The organism is uncultured Microbulbifer sp., from assembly GCF_947498635.1.
Taxonomy (GTDB): Bacteria; Pseudomonadota; Gammaproteobacteria; order Pseudomonadales; family Cellvibrionaceae; genus Microbulbifer; species Microbulbifer echini.
Genome location: NZ_CANMKV010000009.1, coordinates 76,415 through 92,132 on the forward strand (window position 1 = coordinate 76,415; position 15,718 = coordinate 92,132).

The 15,718-nt window shown below is 55.0% G+C and carries 14 protein-coding genes; 8 read left to right on the top strand and 6 right to left on the bottom strand.

Annotation, left to right across the window (positions count from 1 at the left end; genetic code table 11):
- The first annotated feature begins 71 nt into the window (after positions 1–71).
- The 3 genes from Q1A69_RS06585 (at position 72) to Q1A69_RS06595 (ending at position 1,993) form a co-directional block, all read left to right on the top strand.
- Positions 72–527: a DUF1289 domain-containing protein gene (locus Q1A69_RS06585; protein WP_299582924.1), complete on the top strand. Its 456-nt coding sequence runs from the start codon at positions 72–74 to the stop codon at positions 525–527.
- 118 nt (positions 528–645) lie between these two features.
- On the top strand, positions 646–1,572 hold the full coding sequence (locus tag Q1A69_RS06590) for a lipid kinase (protein ID WP_299583094.1): 927 nt from the start codon (positions 646–648) through the stop codon (positions 1,570–1,572).
- Entirely contained in the window at positions 1,553–1,993 is a 441-nt protein-coding gene (locus Q1A69_RS06595; RefSeq protein ID WP_299582927.1) for a hypothetical protein, read from the top strand. The genes Q1A69_RS06590 and Q1A69_RS06595 overlap by 20 nt, the downstream gene beginning before the upstream one ends.
- Positions 1,994–2,013: 20 nt before the next feature.
- Here the strand turns inward: Q1A69_RS06595 and Q1A69_RS06600 are convergent, their stop codons facing one another.
- The gene (locus tag Q1A69_RS06600) at positions 2,014–2,949 is read right to left on the bottom strand and encodes a hypothetical protein (protein ID WP_299582930.1); all 936 of its coding nucleotides are present in this window, start codon (positions 2,947–2,949) and stop codon (positions 2,014–2,016) included.
- Positions 2,950–3,209: 260 nt separating this feature from the next.
- On the opposite strand from Q1A69_RS06600, the gene miaE reads away from it, so the two are divergent.
- Positions 3,210–3,830 carry a tRNA isopentenyl-2-thiomethyl-A-37 hydroxylase MiaE gene (miaE, locus tag Q1A69_RS06605; protein ID WP_299582933.1) on the top strand — a complete coding sequence of 207 codons (621 nt, stop codon included), beginning with the start codon at positions 3,210–3,212 and terminating at the stop codon, positions 3,828–3,830.
- Positions 3,831–3,837: 7 nt separating this feature from the next.
- Here miaE and Q1A69_RS06610 read toward each other — a convergent pair whose 3' ends face one another.
- Positions 3,838–4,098 (bottom strand): DUF3081 family protein, encoded by a 261-nt coding sequence (locus Q1A69_RS06610; RefSeq protein WP_299582936.1) that lies wholly within the window; start codon positions 4,096–4,098, stop codon positions 3,838–3,840.
- A 79-nt stretch (positions 4,099–4,177) separates the two neighbouring features.
- On the opposite strand from Q1A69_RS06610, the gene Q1A69_RS06615 reads away from it, so the two are divergent.
- The 3 genes from Q1A69_RS06615 (at position 4,178) to Q1A69_RS06625 (ending at position 6,423) form a co-directional block, all read left to right on the top strand.
- Positions 4,178–4,639: a DUF3429 domain-containing protein gene (locus tag Q1A69_RS06615; protein ID WP_299582939.1), complete on the top strand. Its 462-nt coding sequence runs from the start codon at positions 4,178–4,180 to the stop codon at positions 4,637–4,639.
- An 88-nt stretch (positions 4,640–4,727) separates the two neighbouring features.
- Positions 4,728–5,357, top strand: a complete 630-nt coding sequence (locus Q1A69_RS06620) for a malonic semialdehyde reductase (protein WP_299582942.1) — start codon at positions 4,728–4,730, stop codon at positions 5,355–5,357.
- A gap of 88 nt (positions 5,358–5,445) precedes the next feature.
- On the top strand, positions 5,446–6,423 hold the full coding sequence (locus tag Q1A69_RS06625) for a hypothetical protein (protein ID WP_299582945.1): 978 nt from the start codon (positions 5,446–5,448) through the stop codon (positions 6,421–6,423).
- 527 nt (positions 6,424–6,950) lie between these two features.
- Here Q1A69_RS06625 and adiC read toward each other — a convergent pair.
- From adiC to Q1A69_RS06645, 4 genes are read right to left on the bottom strand one after another with little or no spacing between them, the layout of a single operon-like run.
- Positions 6,951–8,432, bottom strand: coding sequence for an arginine/agmatine antiporter (gene adiC, locus Q1A69_RS06630; RefSeq protein ID WP_299583096.1), 1,482 nt, complete (start codon positions 8,430–8,432; stop codon positions 6,951–6,953).
- Entirely contained in the window at positions 8,429–10,735 is a 2,307-nt protein-coding gene (locus Q1A69_RS06635; RefSeq protein WP_299582948.1) for an Orn/Lys/Arg decarboxylase N-terminal domain-containing protein, read from the bottom strand. The genes adiC and Q1A69_RS06635 overlap by 4 nt, the downstream gene beginning before the upstream one ends.
- 46 nt (positions 10,736–10,781) lie before the next feature.
- Positions 10,782–12,494 carry a thiamine pyrophosphate-dependent enzyme gene (locus tag Q1A69_RS06640; protein WP_299582951.1) on the bottom strand — a complete coding sequence of 571 codons (1,713 nt, stop codon included), beginning with the start codon at positions 12,492–12,494 and terminating at the stop codon, positions 10,782–10,784.
- 26 nt (positions 12,495–12,520) lie between these two features.
- Positions 12,521–14,194, bottom strand: coding sequence for an FMN-binding glutamate synthase family protein (locus Q1A69_RS06645; protein ID WP_299582954.1), 1,674 nt, complete (start codon positions 14,192–14,194; stop codon positions 12,521–12,523).
- Between the two features lie 866 nt (positions 14,195–15,060).
- On the opposite strand from Q1A69_RS06645, the gene Q1A69_RS06650 reads away from it, so the two are divergent.
- Complete coding sequence (locus Q1A69_RS06650) at positions 15,061–15,705, top strand: hypothetical protein (protein WP_299582957.1); 645 nt, start codon at positions 15,061–15,063, stop codon at positions 15,703–15,705.
- Positions 15,706–15,718 lie beyond the last annotated feature (13 nt).

Consider the following 15,718-nt stretch of genomic DNA (forward strand, 5'->3'; position numbering starts at 1 on the left):
TGAAACAAAATAGTCTACGCGCAATTTTAATCCAGGCCTTCGCTGCCTGAACGGCTAAATCTGGTTGATTGATGTACAAAAAGGTTCGTACCCCCTGTATTGGTGTCTGCTCGACAGGTATTGGTGATGATGTCTGTCGTGGCTGTAAGCGTTTCGCCCACGAGGTGATCGACTGGAATGCCTATACCGAGGAGCAGCGTCGCATCATTGCCGCAAGGCGAGAGGGTTATTTAATCAATGCGGTGCGCAGTCAGCTGGAAATTGTGGATCAGCCGCTGCTGCTCACGCAGCTGCGCCACCAGCAGATACGCTTTGATGACAGTCAGAATGCCTACTGTTGGGTGTTTGAACTCCTGCGTGCGGGGGCCAGCCAGATTGAGGATTTGAGTGCTTACGGGCTTTGTCCAACCCCTCTGGCGAAGGGCGTCAGTTTGGTGGAAATCCGCCGGCGTATTGATGAAGATTTCTACGCTCTGTCAGTGGCCTATTACCAGCGCTATATCGCCCCAGGCCTATTTAGGGACTGATGCGCCACCCGCATTTTCACGGCATAACACAGCTGCTGTTTTCCTGAGGCAGCTTATCCCTTTAGAATTACGCTCCTTCCCCGGTAATGGAGAGCCGGCTATCAGCTCAAATCATGAAATTTCCCGGCGGGCGCTGCTGGTGCTCAATCCGAACAGTCGAAATGGTGCCGAGGCAGACCTTGACAGTGGTCTGGCGCGTTTAGAGGCAGCTGGGATTGCGGTGAAAACCCTATGCTCCCAAGGGCCCCAGGAAACCGAGGCGGCAATCCGGCAGCAGCACAAATCCTTGGACTTAGTGATTGTCGGCGGTGGAGACGGCACCGTCAGCTCTACTGCCCGGGTACTCATAGAGAGTCAGTTGCCGTTGGCTGTTTTGCCGCTGGGTACCGCGAATGATCTGGCCCGGTCCCTCGGTATTGTCGATCTGGGACAGGCTTTTGATGTCATCATCGATAACCACCGGCAGGCCATTGACCTCGGTGTGGTCAATGGCCACTACTTTTTCAATGTGGCCAATATGGGGCTGGGGGTCAAAGTTACCGAGGCCCAGGATTCCGACATTAAAAAACGCTGGGGAGTGTTCAGCTACCTGAGGGCTTTTTTTATTGCTCTGGGGCGCGCGCAGAAATTTCGCGTGGATTTGACGCTGGACGACAAGCGTTACCGCATGGGCTCAATACAGCTGGCCGTGGGCAATGGCCGCTACTACGGTGGCGGTAACCTCGTGGCGGAGGAGGCGCGTATAAACGATGCCAAGCTCGATCTTTACTGCCTGCGCCCGCGCGGTCTGATGGAATTACTGGGTATGGCATTGTTGGTACGCAACGGCAAACACCATCTGGCGAAAAGAATTTTTAGTGCCAGCGCCGAGCGGATCGAAATCGAGACCAAGCCGGGCCTGGAGATCCATGCCGATGGCGAACCGGTTACGGAGACTCCGGCAACTTTTAAGGTGATCCCTGCGGCACTGCAAATCCTGGTCCCGCGCAACTCAGATGAACTCCTCAGTGATAGGGAGAAAGACAATGACACTGATTCGCACTGAATCCCAGGCCGCGCTCAACGATCTGTTCGTTGCTTTTGCGCGCAGTGAGGATGACTACCGGGCTGCCGCCGAGCAACTCGAAGAGAAGGCCGCGGCCGATTTTCTGTGCGCAATAGCCTCTCAACGACACGCGCTTGCGCGACGGGTGGAACAGGCGATTCGCGCTGAAGGCGGTTTACCCTCGGAGCCGGACCCGGATCTCAAAGCTGGCGAGCAATTTTTGCAGAAGCTTGGGCCATTGCTGGCCGAGGATAAGACCAGGGAAGTCTATCAGCAGCGCCTCGATGCCGATCGTGCGCTGCTGGACTATATGGGGTATGAGGTGTTGGGCGCCCTGGAAAAAGCCCACTCGGGTCTCAAGGAAGAGTGCCGCAGTCATCTTGAGAAATCACTGTCATGGCTTGAAAAGCGGCTACAGTGATCCTCCCTGGCGAATCCGCCTTAACGCGGCTGGCGCAAAAAAACTCTTAGGGCAGGCAGGAAAGGCTCGTTGGCGATAGCCAGGTCCCGCCTCTGCCGGCGCCGGCTCGCGCTGGGCTGATGATCGACTCGGGTAAATTCCGGCAGCTGCCCGGCTTCATTGGCGGACACTAGTACCGGCATGGAGGAGTAACCCACCTGATGGTATCGCTCCTCTTCATCCACCTCCTGGCTAAAGAAAATTTCCGCAACCTGAAGGTTGGGGCGGCTTTGCACTTGTACCTGGCGCAGATCCTCCTGTTGGCTCTTAGGTACTCCGGCGAGCAGTTGTCGCTGATATTGGATGCCGGGGTCTGCGCCCGTTGGGTCCAATTGGACCAGCTTTTTCTCACACCATTCAACGGTCACTTTGCGTATCGATTTACGCGCTTTTATCCAAGACAGAGTGAGGGCGTCGGGCCGCTCACGGCAGAGTAAAACCAAGCGGTAGCACTGGCGCAGGTGGGCGCGGGGGTAGCCGGCCCCGGCCAGTATCTCACGCACATTGCGGTCGCGTTCCGCCATCGGGCGGGCCTCTAGAGCCGACCTGTACTCGGCGATGGCATTGGCAAAGGCCTCTTTGTGGTTGTTGAGTTGCCTGGCAAGGTTCAGCGTCTTTTCCGGTACAGCGAGCAGTCCGGGAATTTGCAGGGTTGCGCGGGCGTCCGCACCCGAACCGAGAGGTTCGGCATAATCCAGTTGCGCATAGAGGGCAGCGGCCAATGAAAAGGGGCGTTCGAAGCTCGCTTGCAGTGTCTGGGCAGCTTCCTGAGCGAATGGTGGTTGCAGCAGATAGTGCTGCCAGGGCTTTCCGGCATCCTGCAGCTGCTCAAGGGCGTCGCGCAGATCTGAGGCGCCCCTGTGAAGCTGTTCCAGCAGCGGAGGTATGGTCCTCGCCAGTTCCCGGTAGTCTGTCATCGCTTTCTTCCACAGTTTAGTATGTTTATTTTAATCCACTTAATAAATCGTTATCAATCTTGGGTTGAAAACCTATCACCCCGAGGGGGAACTCGGGCAGAGTGGGTTACCAGTGTGTATCTTGGGAGCCGGGCACAGTGGTGGGAGGGTATGCCGGGGCTGTGGGAAGTTGGCCTATTTCCGTTCGGAACCTGCCTTTCTCCCGCTGTGCGGCTATAATCCCGCGCCTATTGATTTATCCCAGATGAAATACCTATCCCATGAGTGCCCAAGTTCCCGATTTATCCGAGATTCACGCGTTTCTGCTGTGTGCCACCCCTGACGCCTGGATTGAGGCCGCGCTGGCCGAGCCGGAAATGATGCTGGTAGATCACGCCAACTGCGAGAAAAAAGCGGCGGGCACCGCGCTCAATCTGATGTTCCGCTATCTGGGGGATTTTGAGCTGTTGCACAAGATGTCGCGCCTGGCACGCGAGGAGTTGCGCCACTTCGAGCAGGTACTGGCCATTATGGAAAAGCGCGGCATTGTCTATCCCCATGTGAGCGCTTCCCGCTATGCAGCCGGGCTGCGCGCAGAAGTACGCACGGCAGAGCCGGGGCGTTTGGTGGATACTCTGATTTGTGGCGCAATTATCGAGGCGCGCTCCTGTGAACGTTTCGCGCGTATCGCGCCCCACCTGGATGACGAGTTGCAGAAATTTTATCTATCGCTGCTGAAGTCGGAGGCCCGCCACTTCCGCGACTACCTGCATCTCGCTCAAAAGGCGGCTGATGAAAATATAGAACCGCGTGTCACCGCCCTGTTACAGCTGGAACGGGAGCTTGTGCAGAGCGCCGATGGCGAGTTCCGTTTTCATAGCGGTGTACCGGGAAAAGGATAAGGGCGAGTTAGCTCTGGTCCAGGCTGGCGAGTAGGCGGATAAAATCCTGGAGATCTTTGTCGCTCGAATAGTCCACGGCAAATTTATTGTGGAAAAATACGGTCAGTCGTACTTTGGCTGAGTTGATAAAGACGGTATAGCCGTCAAAGTCGGTGCTGACCGTCAGCCCCTGATAGTGCCAGCCATCGGCCTCCTTGCGCCCCTCGCGGGTGGCACGGTCAAATACCCGCAGTGCCTGTTTGACGTCTACTTTGTGCTCCTCTTCCATATCTTTCTCCCCACGCCTCTAGACTTGTTGTTCTGTTATCGGAATTTTTCACCCGCATAGCAATGGAAGCTTAGACAAGATGGATAGTAGTGGCTATCAGCCGTCGGTGGTGGATACCCGCCTGTTCGATGCTCTGGCATATCTGGGGCTATGCCCATTTGTGATCGGCTTGCTCATAGAGCTTGTGGGAGTATCTTTCCTGGGAATTGGTGGCCGTCTTTTCTTTAGCGCCTACAGCGCGGTGATTCTCAGTTTTTTGTGCGGTATTTGGTGGGGGGGTGCACTTAACCGCCCAGGGCATCCACACCGGATGGCTTTGGTATTCCTGAGCAATCTGGTGGCCTTGGCCGGGTGGGTTGCACTGCTGCTTTACCAGACCGTCTGGGGACTGCCTATTCTCGCGGTGGGCTTTGCCTTTGTGGCCTGGATGGAGGCGCGCCTGAACCCGAACCTACCCGGCCGCGAGCAGTATTTCCGCACACGGGGTATCGTCACCTATCTCGTTATTGGCTGTCATCTCGGCATGATTGTGCTGCTTTAACACGGTTTGTCTTCGCGGTCTGTTTATTCTCCCAGTAATGGGGCGGGAACTAGACTTTTACCAGAAAATAAACATAGGAATACCAGGAATGGAGCCAATAACCACCCCAGCACTCAACCAGTTATTTTTTGAGGCCAGAACCTATAGTTATTGGCAGGATAGGCCTGTGCCGCAAGGGCTCCTGAAGAAATTGTATGCCTTGGTCAGAATGGCACCCACCAGTGCGAATTGTTGCCCGATGCGGATTGTTTTTATTGTGAGCAAGGAGGGGAAGGCGCGGCTCAAGCCGGCGTTGAACGAGGGAAATATTGAGAAAACCCTGTCGGCTCCGGTGACAGCGATCATTGCTTACGATATGCGATTTTACGAACATCTTCCCAAGTTGTTTCCCCATGCAGCGGTGCGGGACTGGTTTGTCGGTAATCCCGAACTTACAGAAGAGACGGCATTTCGCAATGGCTCGCTTCAAGGGGGGTATTTTATTTTGGCGGCCAGAGCCCTGGGGCTCGATTGTGGCCCCATGTCGGGGTTTGATAACGCCCTTGTTGATCAGGAATTTTTCAGTGATCCGTCCTCTGCACCGGGGTTTATGCAAGAGCATTGCCCTGGGGGCCATATAAAATCTAATTTTTTGTGTAACCTGGGCTATGGCGTAGATGCCAAACTTCACCCACGCAACCCGCGCTTTGAATTTGACGAAGTATGTAGTGTCCTCTGAGTTGATGGAGATACAGCTTGTTTGGGTTTCTGGATAACTTCCTTCCGTTTCAAGGTTTTTCCTCGCAGTCTGAAAATCGTCTGCGCTGATGGCTGATAAGAAATCACAAAAGTTACCTCCCGCTGGCGACTGTTTTTTACCTAGGGAGGAGGACGTTTTATACGAGCTTTTTGGGCGTGATATCAGCCGAACTGTTGTTGAGCGCTTTCTCGGTTTGCAGGATATTGAATATTCACGTTGTGTCGCCTCTGAGAATGTGGGTATTTATCGAGCGGACCAATTGTTATTGGATTGTTACGCAAGAAAAATCAATAAAAAAACAGTTCTGGGCAAACAATTGTTGTTTAGTAAAGAAGAGTTAGAGCCGATTATTAAAGCCTATCGCAATGAGTCTCTCTATATGAACCTGGGGCGTGTCAGAACAAGTTTTCCTCGTGACGTAATCACGACAGAGGAATTTGTTTTGCATTTACAGGCGGCGATCGAAAAAACGTTAGAGAAAAAGAAAGTGGTGGAAGATTTTGTCGTGGTGATTCCAACCACAAGCTACAAGGGGGAACTCATTCCCAAGTCGATCTGCAGCAAAGCAAAACTGGATGATGAGACCTTCAAAAGACAGTGTCAGTTGGGGTTGGTGCGCAACCAGCATTTACAGTATGTTCTAAGCAAATCCTATCTTTGGACTTTGGCTCATGCTTGGCCCTTTATTACCGGAAATGAGGTTGGGGTAGGGCGTTTTCGCGGGGTAGTATTCCGGCAGTTTGATACGAATTGGCACACCATTGCTTCGAATCTCGACAGTGATATCAACATTTTTGTGCTGACCGATGCTAGCTGTACCGGTGGTGAGGCCGAGCAGATTCGCAGTCGTTTACTCAAGTGTGATAAGCGTGAAAAATCCGCCCTCATTATCCCTCTCTGTAAAAAAGAGGCACTAAAGCGCTTGAGTAAAAACTCTGAGGAGTACGCCGAGATTATCGTTGGTGTTGTGCTGGATGATTTTAAACGGCAGTGGAAGGATCTCGGCCAAAGAGCGAGTTATAAAACTCTAAGGGGAGGGCGTTGAGACACTCCGCTCCTAGCCTCCTCCCTATTTGACCGGTCTTAGCAGAGCGGTATCTGCGGCTAGAAAGCGGGCTTGGAGACCGTCGGGAAACGATAGTAACTGTCAGAGGGAAAGCCAGCGCCGCTAAAAGACACCAAGCACGCATAATTTTGTATTTTATTGTTGTTATTCTCTGTGCTGGTCTGACGTAGCAATGGATACTGTAAGTAGAGAACCCGTAGTCATAAAAAAAACGGTTAGAAGTGGGTCCGGAAGCCCGTTGTATTCAGGCTGGATTGATCATCAGCCATACCTATTGCACCACCCAGCAAGCCAGTAACCCCTACAGTGACGGTACTGATTTCACGATCCAGTGATGCCGGATGATGCGCAAGTCTTTTCTTGTCGTTGAATTCAAAGAAGCGCTCTGCGAGAAAAGTTGGAATTTTAGCGATGTCATTAAACCCGAAGTATTAAATGTAGTCGCTCGTCGAGAATCAAATTCGTAGGGATACCCCAGAGGATGGCGGAGATTATTCAGCGGATTTTTAGCGGTTATTAGAGTGTTCAAGTGGCTGTGGGGCACGGGGACGAAGCGATAAATCAGTATATTGCCCAACGGAAAACCAGAAGAATACACAGAGTGCGATAATTGTTGTGCCGAGGGTAAAGTAGTGTACCCACTTGGGCTCAGGGCCACCGGGCAGCAGGTGCCCCTCTTCGACGCTGCGCCGACGGTTTAATACCAGCGCATAGAAAATGACGGTGGTAATAACAAAAATCAGTGACCAGCGTGTTTGCTGGCCATCTGATCCCACCAGGGCCACCAGACAGTAAATCGCGGCGATCAGCAGAATAACGGTAAATAGCGTGTATTGATGCCGAGGCATTTTTCCGTAGGCGAGTATCCTAAGCGCCACGGCCGAGTAAATATAGGGAAGCAAGGTCATGATGACCGCCACCGAGGCAATTTTGCCAAATTGTTGGCTGGCACTGGGGGATATCGTGGCGAGCACCAGCAGGGACATCAGGATTGCCACCAGCGTTAAACCCGTGGAGGGTACTCCTTTGCGGTTGGTCCTTGCAAAGAGACTGGAGAACAGACCGTCATCCGCTGCGGCCTTGGCAGACTGACCCACCAATAGAATCCAGCCGCCCAGTGAGCCGATACAACCAATGGCCGCGCAAATGGCGACAATATTTGCCGCGGTATTGCCCAGTGCCAACCGCGCGGCATCGGCAAAGGGCGCGGAAGAAGCGATCAGCGCTTTGTTGGGCAGCATGCCCATAATGACTGAGGAACTGAGCACATAGGCCACCGATGCCAGCAGCACACCGCCCACGGTGGCAATAGGTACATTGCGGCTAGGGTTTTTCACTACAGCGGCGGATACCGAGGCCGTCTCCACGCCGATAAATGCCCACAAGGTAAAGGTGAGCGTGGCCATGACCGCGCTGGTATCGTTCTTTCCGGAGACATTCCAGCCCGCGCTGAATGTCTGGCTGTCGAACCAAAACCAGCCGAAGAGTGCGGTGCCGAGAATTGGGATCAGCACCAGGCTGGTGGTGAGCGACTGAATACGTCCAACAGTGCGGGGCCCGAGGATATTTGCATAGGTGAGCAGCCAGATGAGCGCTATTTGAGCCAGGGCAAAGGTAAGGGGGTCTTTCAAGGGTGGGAAGAAATGGGTGATGTAGCCTAATCCGGCAGTAATCAGCGCGACGTTACCAATCACATTGGCGAGCCAGTACACCAGGTTGGTCTGGTAGCCAATATAGTCGCCAAAGGCTTTGCGCGCATAGGCATAGGGGCCTCCCGCGGCGGGGTCCAAGGCGGCGAGTCGGGCAAAAACCAATGCCAGTGCGACGGCGCCGACAATAGTGATCAGCCAGCCGATCAGGGAGATGCTGCCCACATTCGCCAGATTGGCCGGCAGCATAAAGACTCCGGAGCCCATCATATTACCGGCCACCATCAGGGTAGCCGGTAGCAGACCAATCTTAGCGCTCTCGGGGTTACAGGGGGCTATGGCGCGGCCTCCCGGCGCAGGGCATAAATGTGGTAACGCCCATCGCGCACCTCGACACCATGGTTGTCATGGCCAAAGCCGGGAAATTCCCGATCGAAAGATTCCAGAACTTGTAGGTACTCCAGCGCGGGGCTGCCCGCTTGGCCGAATTTTTCCCCTGGCATCAGTAGGGGAATGCCGGGCGGGTAGGGAATAACACCCGTTGCCGCAGTGCGCCCAGCGAGTAGGTTGAGGGGAAGCACTTCCACATGGTCGCGCACCAGGGCCTCATAGGCTTGCACTGGGCTGCAATCTACGTCGGGCAGGGCGGAAAAGCCGGCGGACATCTTCGCGGTACTGCGCAATTCTTTCATACGGGCAAACATTTTTTGGGCGAGGTCGCGCAGACCCAATTCGGCATACATGGGGTACTTGGCCAGGAGGTTTGGAAGACATTGGCTGAGGGACTGGTTGGCATCGTAATCGCGTTTGAAGGCAAGCAGGGCGTTGATCAGGGTGCCCCATTTGCCCTTGGTAATACCAATGGAAAATAAGAACAGGATGGTGAAATCCGTCGTTTTTTCCACAATGATCCCGAGGTTGTCCAGGTATTTACTAATGATGCTGGCGGGAATGCCCCGGTCTGCCAGCTGGCCATTGCGCTGCATACCGGGTGTAGTAATAGAGACCTTGATGGGGTCGAGCATACAGTAGTTTTTTTCCAGCTGGCCAAAGCCGTGCCAGGAATCGCCGGGATTTAACAGCCAGCAACTGGCTTCATTGCAGAGGAGTTCTGCAGGTGCGCTGTGAAAGGCGTGTTTGTGCCCATTTGATGGATCTATCACCCGGTCCGGTTGCCAGCCGTCAAAAAACCACTCCCCTTTGTCGTTGTACTCTCGCTTGAGCCGCGCCAATACCTGGCGAAAGGCCACCGCTTCGACGATGGACTCGCCGGTGAGTGCAGTGCCTCCGGGCCCGTCCATCATTGCCGCACTCACATCGTTGGAGGCCATGATGGAATACAGCGGGGAGGTGGAGGCGTGCAGCATGAACGCTTCGTTAAAGCGGCCGTGCTCAATGGGGCTGCGCCCGTCACGAATATGGATCATGGAGGCCTGTGATAAAGCTGCCAGCAATTTATGGGTGGACTGCGTGGCGAATTTTGTCGGGCCATTGTGGGACTTCGGAGCGTCGCTGTCGTACATGGCGAAGCGGTCCCGATAAATGGGGTTAAAGCGCGCATAGGCGTACCAGGCTTCATCAAAATGCAGCCGGTCAACGGACTCGCCCAGTAACTCCTCGACCCGGCGTACGTTGTAGCAGAGGCCGTCATAGGTGGAATTGGTGATCACCGCATGCACGGCACGCTGGCTGTCGGCAGTGCTCGCCAGGGGGTTGCGCTGAATGGCTTGCGCTACCGCGGCCTCCGTCAGCTGATCTGGGGGAATCGGGCCGATCAGGCCGTAGTGATTGCGTAGCGGGACCAAATAAGTGGGGATGGCACCGGACATGGTAATGGCGTGCTCTACCGATTTGTGGCAGTTGCGATCGCATAGGGCCAGTTGTCCGCGGGTCACTGAGGCCATCACAATCACGCGGTTGGAGGTGGATGAGCCGTTGGTGACATAGTAAGTGCGGTCGGCGCCAAAAACCTTTGCCGCATAGCGCTCCCCGGCGGCGATGGGCCCGGTATGATCGAGCAGTGAACCCAGTTCTGTCACAGATATAGACAGGTCAGAGCGCAACATGTTTTCGCCGTAGAAATCATAGAAGGCGCGGCCCGCTGGCGATTTTAAAAACGCGGTGCCGCCGGTGTGGCCGGGAGTATGCCAGGAGTATTCATGCACACGGGCGAAGTGGGTGAGGGCGGCAAACATCGGTGGTAAGACGGCATGGCTGTAGCGCTCGATCGCGCCCTGAATACGTCCACCGATAAAAGTGGGGGTGTCCTCCAGTATCCAGATGAAGTCGTTGGCCAGCTCCAGAGCGCGGCGCGGCATATTGCTGACGGTTTCACGGTCGGTGAGCAGGAAGACCGGTAACTGCAGATTGCGGGCCCTGAGCTGTTCCAGCACATTGAGTGCAGGAGGATTACCGCAGCCGGGCAGGTCCCAATTGAGTAGCAGGCACTGGATCGCCGAGTTGGCGCGCAGCATGGCACCGGCGTCGTCGCTGGAGACCGTGGTGATGAGGTCGATGCGACGCTGGGCCAGCTCCTCTTGCAGGCGTGCGGCGGCGCGACCCGGTGCACTGTTGCTGACGATTTCGCCGCTGGCGAGCAGGGCCAGCATGGTACTGGACACTGGTTTTCCGAGCTGCTGCATGGGCTTCCCGCTTGGTTTAAGTCTCGGGCGCGTCAGGGCGGCCGTTTTATCGCAGGAAGTTGTCTTTCAGTAAATCGATTACTTCATCTGCGCGCCCGTTGAGTATGGCTTTGAGCCCAAATAGTGCCGTAGAGGAGACCTGTTGCGCGGTTACTTCGGGGGGCATGACCAGTTCCAGCCGATTGACGGTAACGTCCAACAGAGCCGGTCCCTCAGCCTCGAGCCAGCGTTTCATGGCGCTTTCGAGGTCCCCGGCTTTCTCAACCTGCTCTCCTTGAATACCAATCAGTTCCGCCAAACGGCCGAAGTCGGGGTTCTTCAGCCCAGTGTAGCTATCCAACAATCCCTCGATACGCTGCTCCATTTCCACGAAGCCAAGGGAATGGTTGTTGAATACCAGCAGCTTTAGGGGGATTTTTTCTTGAACCAGGGTCAGCAAATCGCCCATTAACATGGTCATGCCGCCGTCGCCACACATGGCGATTGTTTGACGCCCCGGATTGGCCTTGGCCATACCCAGGCCCTGTGGGTAGGCATTGGCCATGGTGCCGTGGGACAAACTGGTGAGAAAGGAGCGTTTGCCATTGGCGCGTAAGTGACGCAGCAGCCATACCATGGGCGACCCCCCATCGGCAGTGAAAACGGCTTCTTCGCTCGCCAGCTTGTCCAGGGTTTGGGCGACAAATTGGGGGTGAATCAATTTGGGGTCGGGTTCGTGGCCGCGCTCCTGCAATTGCTCCAGGTCTTTTTGATAGCGTTCGAGCAGATCCTCCAGGAATTTTTTATCGCTCCGCTCTTTTAGTTTCGGCATCAGTGCTTCTACGGTCGCACCCACATCCCCCACTAGGCCCATGTGGATCGGGGTGCGGCGCCCCAGGTGAGAGGCTTGGATATCTACTTGGATAATGGTCGCTTTTTCCGGGTAAAACTGGGTATATGCGAAATCGTTGCCCAGACACAGCAGCAGGTCACAGGTCTGGATGGCACGATAACCGGCGGGATTGCCGAGAATGCCGTTCATACCCACATTGCAGGGGTTGTCGTACTCCAGAAACTCTTTGGAGCGCGTGGTATGAACGATTGGGGCGGCCAAGTGCTGGCCCAGTTTTACTACCGCATCGTGGGCAAATCGGCAGCCGATACCGCCGTAAATAACAATATTTTTTGCCTGGTTCAGTTTGTCCGCCAGTGTGTCGAGCTCTCCGTCCGCTGGGCGCGTCAACCATTTAGGGCGGTGCACCGACCAAGGAAGGGAATCTTTGATCTTGGTTTTGAAAATGTCACCGCTGATCTCTACAACCGCAACGCCGCGTTGGTTGAGCGCTGCCTGGGCCGCCAGGCTAATAATACGGCGAGCCTGTTCCGGGTCGGAAAGGGTTTCGCAGTACACTGAGCACTGCTCATAGAGCTTGATTTGATCGACATCCTGCGGAAAACCCAACCCCTGTTCCGCGCGGTCGATACGGGAGGCAATCAACAACACCGGTGCGCCATTGCGATGACTCTCGAAGATACCATTGAGAAAATGCAGACTACCGGGACCGGCGGTACCAGCACAGACACTCAGCTCACCGCTCAGATAGGACTCACCACCGGCGGCGAGGGCGCCCACCTCCTCGTGGCGTACGTGTACCCACTCCAGCTTGGACTGGCGCACGGCAGAGGTGAAATGGTTGATGGTATCGCCGACGATGCCGTAGCAGCGCTTTGCGCCGGCCTTGACCAGGGTATCGACAATAATCTCCGAAACGGTCTCCATGGAACTCTCCAAAATTAGGCGGGTGTCTACAAACGACGCAAGGCGGTGTGGTCGTCATGGGCCAGTTTTACGGCGGGCAGGAATGAGTTGGCCTGCGCGGCGCGCCACCAGTGCCCATAGGACGTCTCCTTGGGCGCATCTATCAGGGCTTTCTCTTCAAGAAAATGCCAGATGCGATCGATCGGGTAAGACTCGGTGCCGTTGATACGGTGGTAAAGATGGTAGGGCTGTAAATCCCGCGGCTCGGTTAAACCGGCGGCAGCGATAATATCCCCCAGGGCCTCCAGGGTTTTTGCCTGGAATGCTGCGGCGCGCTGACTCTGAACATCCACGACCAGCCCGCGCTGGCGCTGGGGGTCCTGAGTGGTCACGCCAGTGGGGCAGGTGTCGGTATGACAGCGTCGTGACTGGATACAGCCGATAGAAAACATAAAGGGGCGGGCGGCGTTGCACCAGTCGGCCCCAATCGCCAGGCAGGCGGCCAATTCTGAGGCCGAGTAGATTTTGCCGCTGGCGGCCAGGCGCACTTTATCTCGCAACCCGGTGCCCACCAGGGCATTGCGCACCACGATTAACCCCGGTAAAAGCGGCATACCCACATGGTTGGACAGCTCCAAAGGGGCTGCGCCGGTGCCCCCTTCCGCGCCATCTACAACGATAAAGTCGAGATACTTCTCGGTTTCGAGCATCGCTTTCATAATGGCCAGGACCTCAAAAACCTGGCCCACACACAGCTTGATACCTACCGGTTTCCCGCCGGAGAGGGTGCGCATTTGATCGGCGAACTCGAGCATTTCAATGGGCGTTGAAAACATTGAATGGGCGCGCGGAGAGACGCAGTCCACCCCCGGTTGCACCTTGCGGGTTGAGGCGATTTCCTGGGTGACTTTTGCTCCGGGTAATACACCGCCATGGCCGGGTTTGGCGCCCTGGCTCAGCTTAATCTCCGTCATTTTTACCTGGTCATCGCAGGCTTCGCGAAAAAGGTCGGGATCAAAACTGCCGTCCTCCCGGCGGGTCCCGAAGTAGCCACTCCCCAATTCCCACACCAGATCACCGCCGTGCTTGCGGTGGTAAGGGCTGATGCCGCCCTCTCCGGTATCGTGATAGAAGCCCCCAATCGCGGCGCCTTTGTTCAGAGCTTCGATCGCTGCGGCGGAAAGGGCGCCAAAACTCATGGCGGAAATATTTAATAGTGTGGCCGAATAAGGTTGGGCACAGCGGCCGGAACCCACTTCGATACGGGATTTTACATCGGCATTCTTGGCGGGATTAATGGAGTGTGTGAGCCACATATACTCCTGGCTCTGCACATCCAGCTCGGTGCCAAACGGGTGCATATCCGGATAGCCCTCGGCACGAGCATACACAAGCCGCCGAGCCTCATAGCTAAACGGCTTGCCCTCTTCGTCTCCCTCCACCATATAGGCGCGAAAATAGGGGCGAAGATTCATAAATATCCAGCGAATGCGCCCGGCCACGGGAAAATTGCGCGTCAGGCTCCAGCGGGGTTGGAGCATGTCATAAATTCCCAGTAGTACGAGATACAAGCTGAGGAGAAGTGCGATTACCCACCAGGCATCGACTGCGATGGTGAGTATTAGAAATATCGGAGTGAGAACTAGGGCGGTCACCGGAATGATCGCGCGTTTGATGCCGTTTCTACTGGCGTAGGCGCGCCAGGCCGTGGAGATGATCATAGTGAGCTCATTACATGGAGTTCCGATAATGAACCTAGATCATCGAGCGCGCCTTTGCTGCTATCGCTCCTCGATCTGCCGCAAAACAGGCCTCTCCAGGTTTGAATCTTGTTAAATCTTTCCTTATGGGCATGTAAATTATGCTCTCGGGTTGTTTACCCGTGATAAGTGCAGTTCGCTGTTTATTTCTGAACACGGTAGGACTGTAATACTCGGTGAGCGTTACCTGGCAAAATACTGGCAGAAAAAAGATGGATTGGGCGTTCATTGGAGAGAATCATGCTTTCGCTGTCGCAACACAAGGGGGTCTACTCGGTGGATTTATGCAGAGATCAAGTTGGATATATTTGATGTCTATGGCATGACCGATGCTCGGATAAAACAATTTTTTGACTCAATAGAGTAATGCGCCAATTGTGCTGGCGTTGGACCAACTACTGGAGTTCAGTCTGGGCGTGGATAAATACAGTTTCTTGGCCAAATGCCGACATATTATTACCGATGGAATCCGCTTGTCACTGGGGGAAAGCAAGCACGGGCAGGTGTTGGGTCCCATGTTCTTCAGGAAAATCTGCCCCTGATTGGTGAGGAAACTTGAGCGGAAAAATTACAGTGCCTATATAGGGAAATACTGTTTGTCGTACGAAGGGCATACGCTGCAGATTCAACTGGCTCCATGGGAGCATCGGCATAATTTTCCACCCCCTTGCACCTACGGGTTGATTTCCTGAATACGGAGGTACAGCACGAGGGGTTGCAGGCGATCTATAACGATGCGTCCTCGGGGTGGATCGTCATAAACGAAAGAAGACAAATACGGGTGCTTGACTGTTTGGGGGGCAATTAATCGGAAGATATTAACTAACATGTTGTTTTTATTGTGGTTTTGTCCCTACCGCGTGCAACTGCGCCTCTACGATAGCGGCGACGCACTGGATAACCGCACCCTCGCGGATCTGCTCAACCGCCAGAATAGGGCGCTGATTGGCAATGAAATTGTCAGTTTTGGCGAGGCCGAAGAAGTCAGCCCCAGCGTGTGGGAATTGGGTTATTTCCTACGTGGGCGCCTCGGCACTACGTCAGCCAACCACCCAGCCGGCACGCGCTTTGTATTGCTGGAACGCAACACGCTCAATTACATTCCCACCGAGCGCTACAACCTCGGCCAGTCGCTCACCTTCCGCGCCACCAGTATTGGCAGCGATAAAGAGACCCTCACCAGCTGCTCTTTTACAGGCGCCAGCCATACCGAATCCGCACCGGCCAATCTCAGCGCGCACCGTACAAATGGCCAGCTGGTAATTCAATGGCTCGGAGTAGGGCGCCTCGGCGGCCGCGCCGCCTACGATCAAAGCCAGTTTTTTAGCGGCTACCGGGTAACGGTCAACAGCCAAAGCACGGACACCACCGCAACCACACTCAACCTCGCAGATCCAGGCACCGCGACGATCACCGTCAGTCAGCTAAACAGCATCACCGGCCCAGGCCCGGCCGCACAGATCAGCGTATAAGCAGGAAACAAAC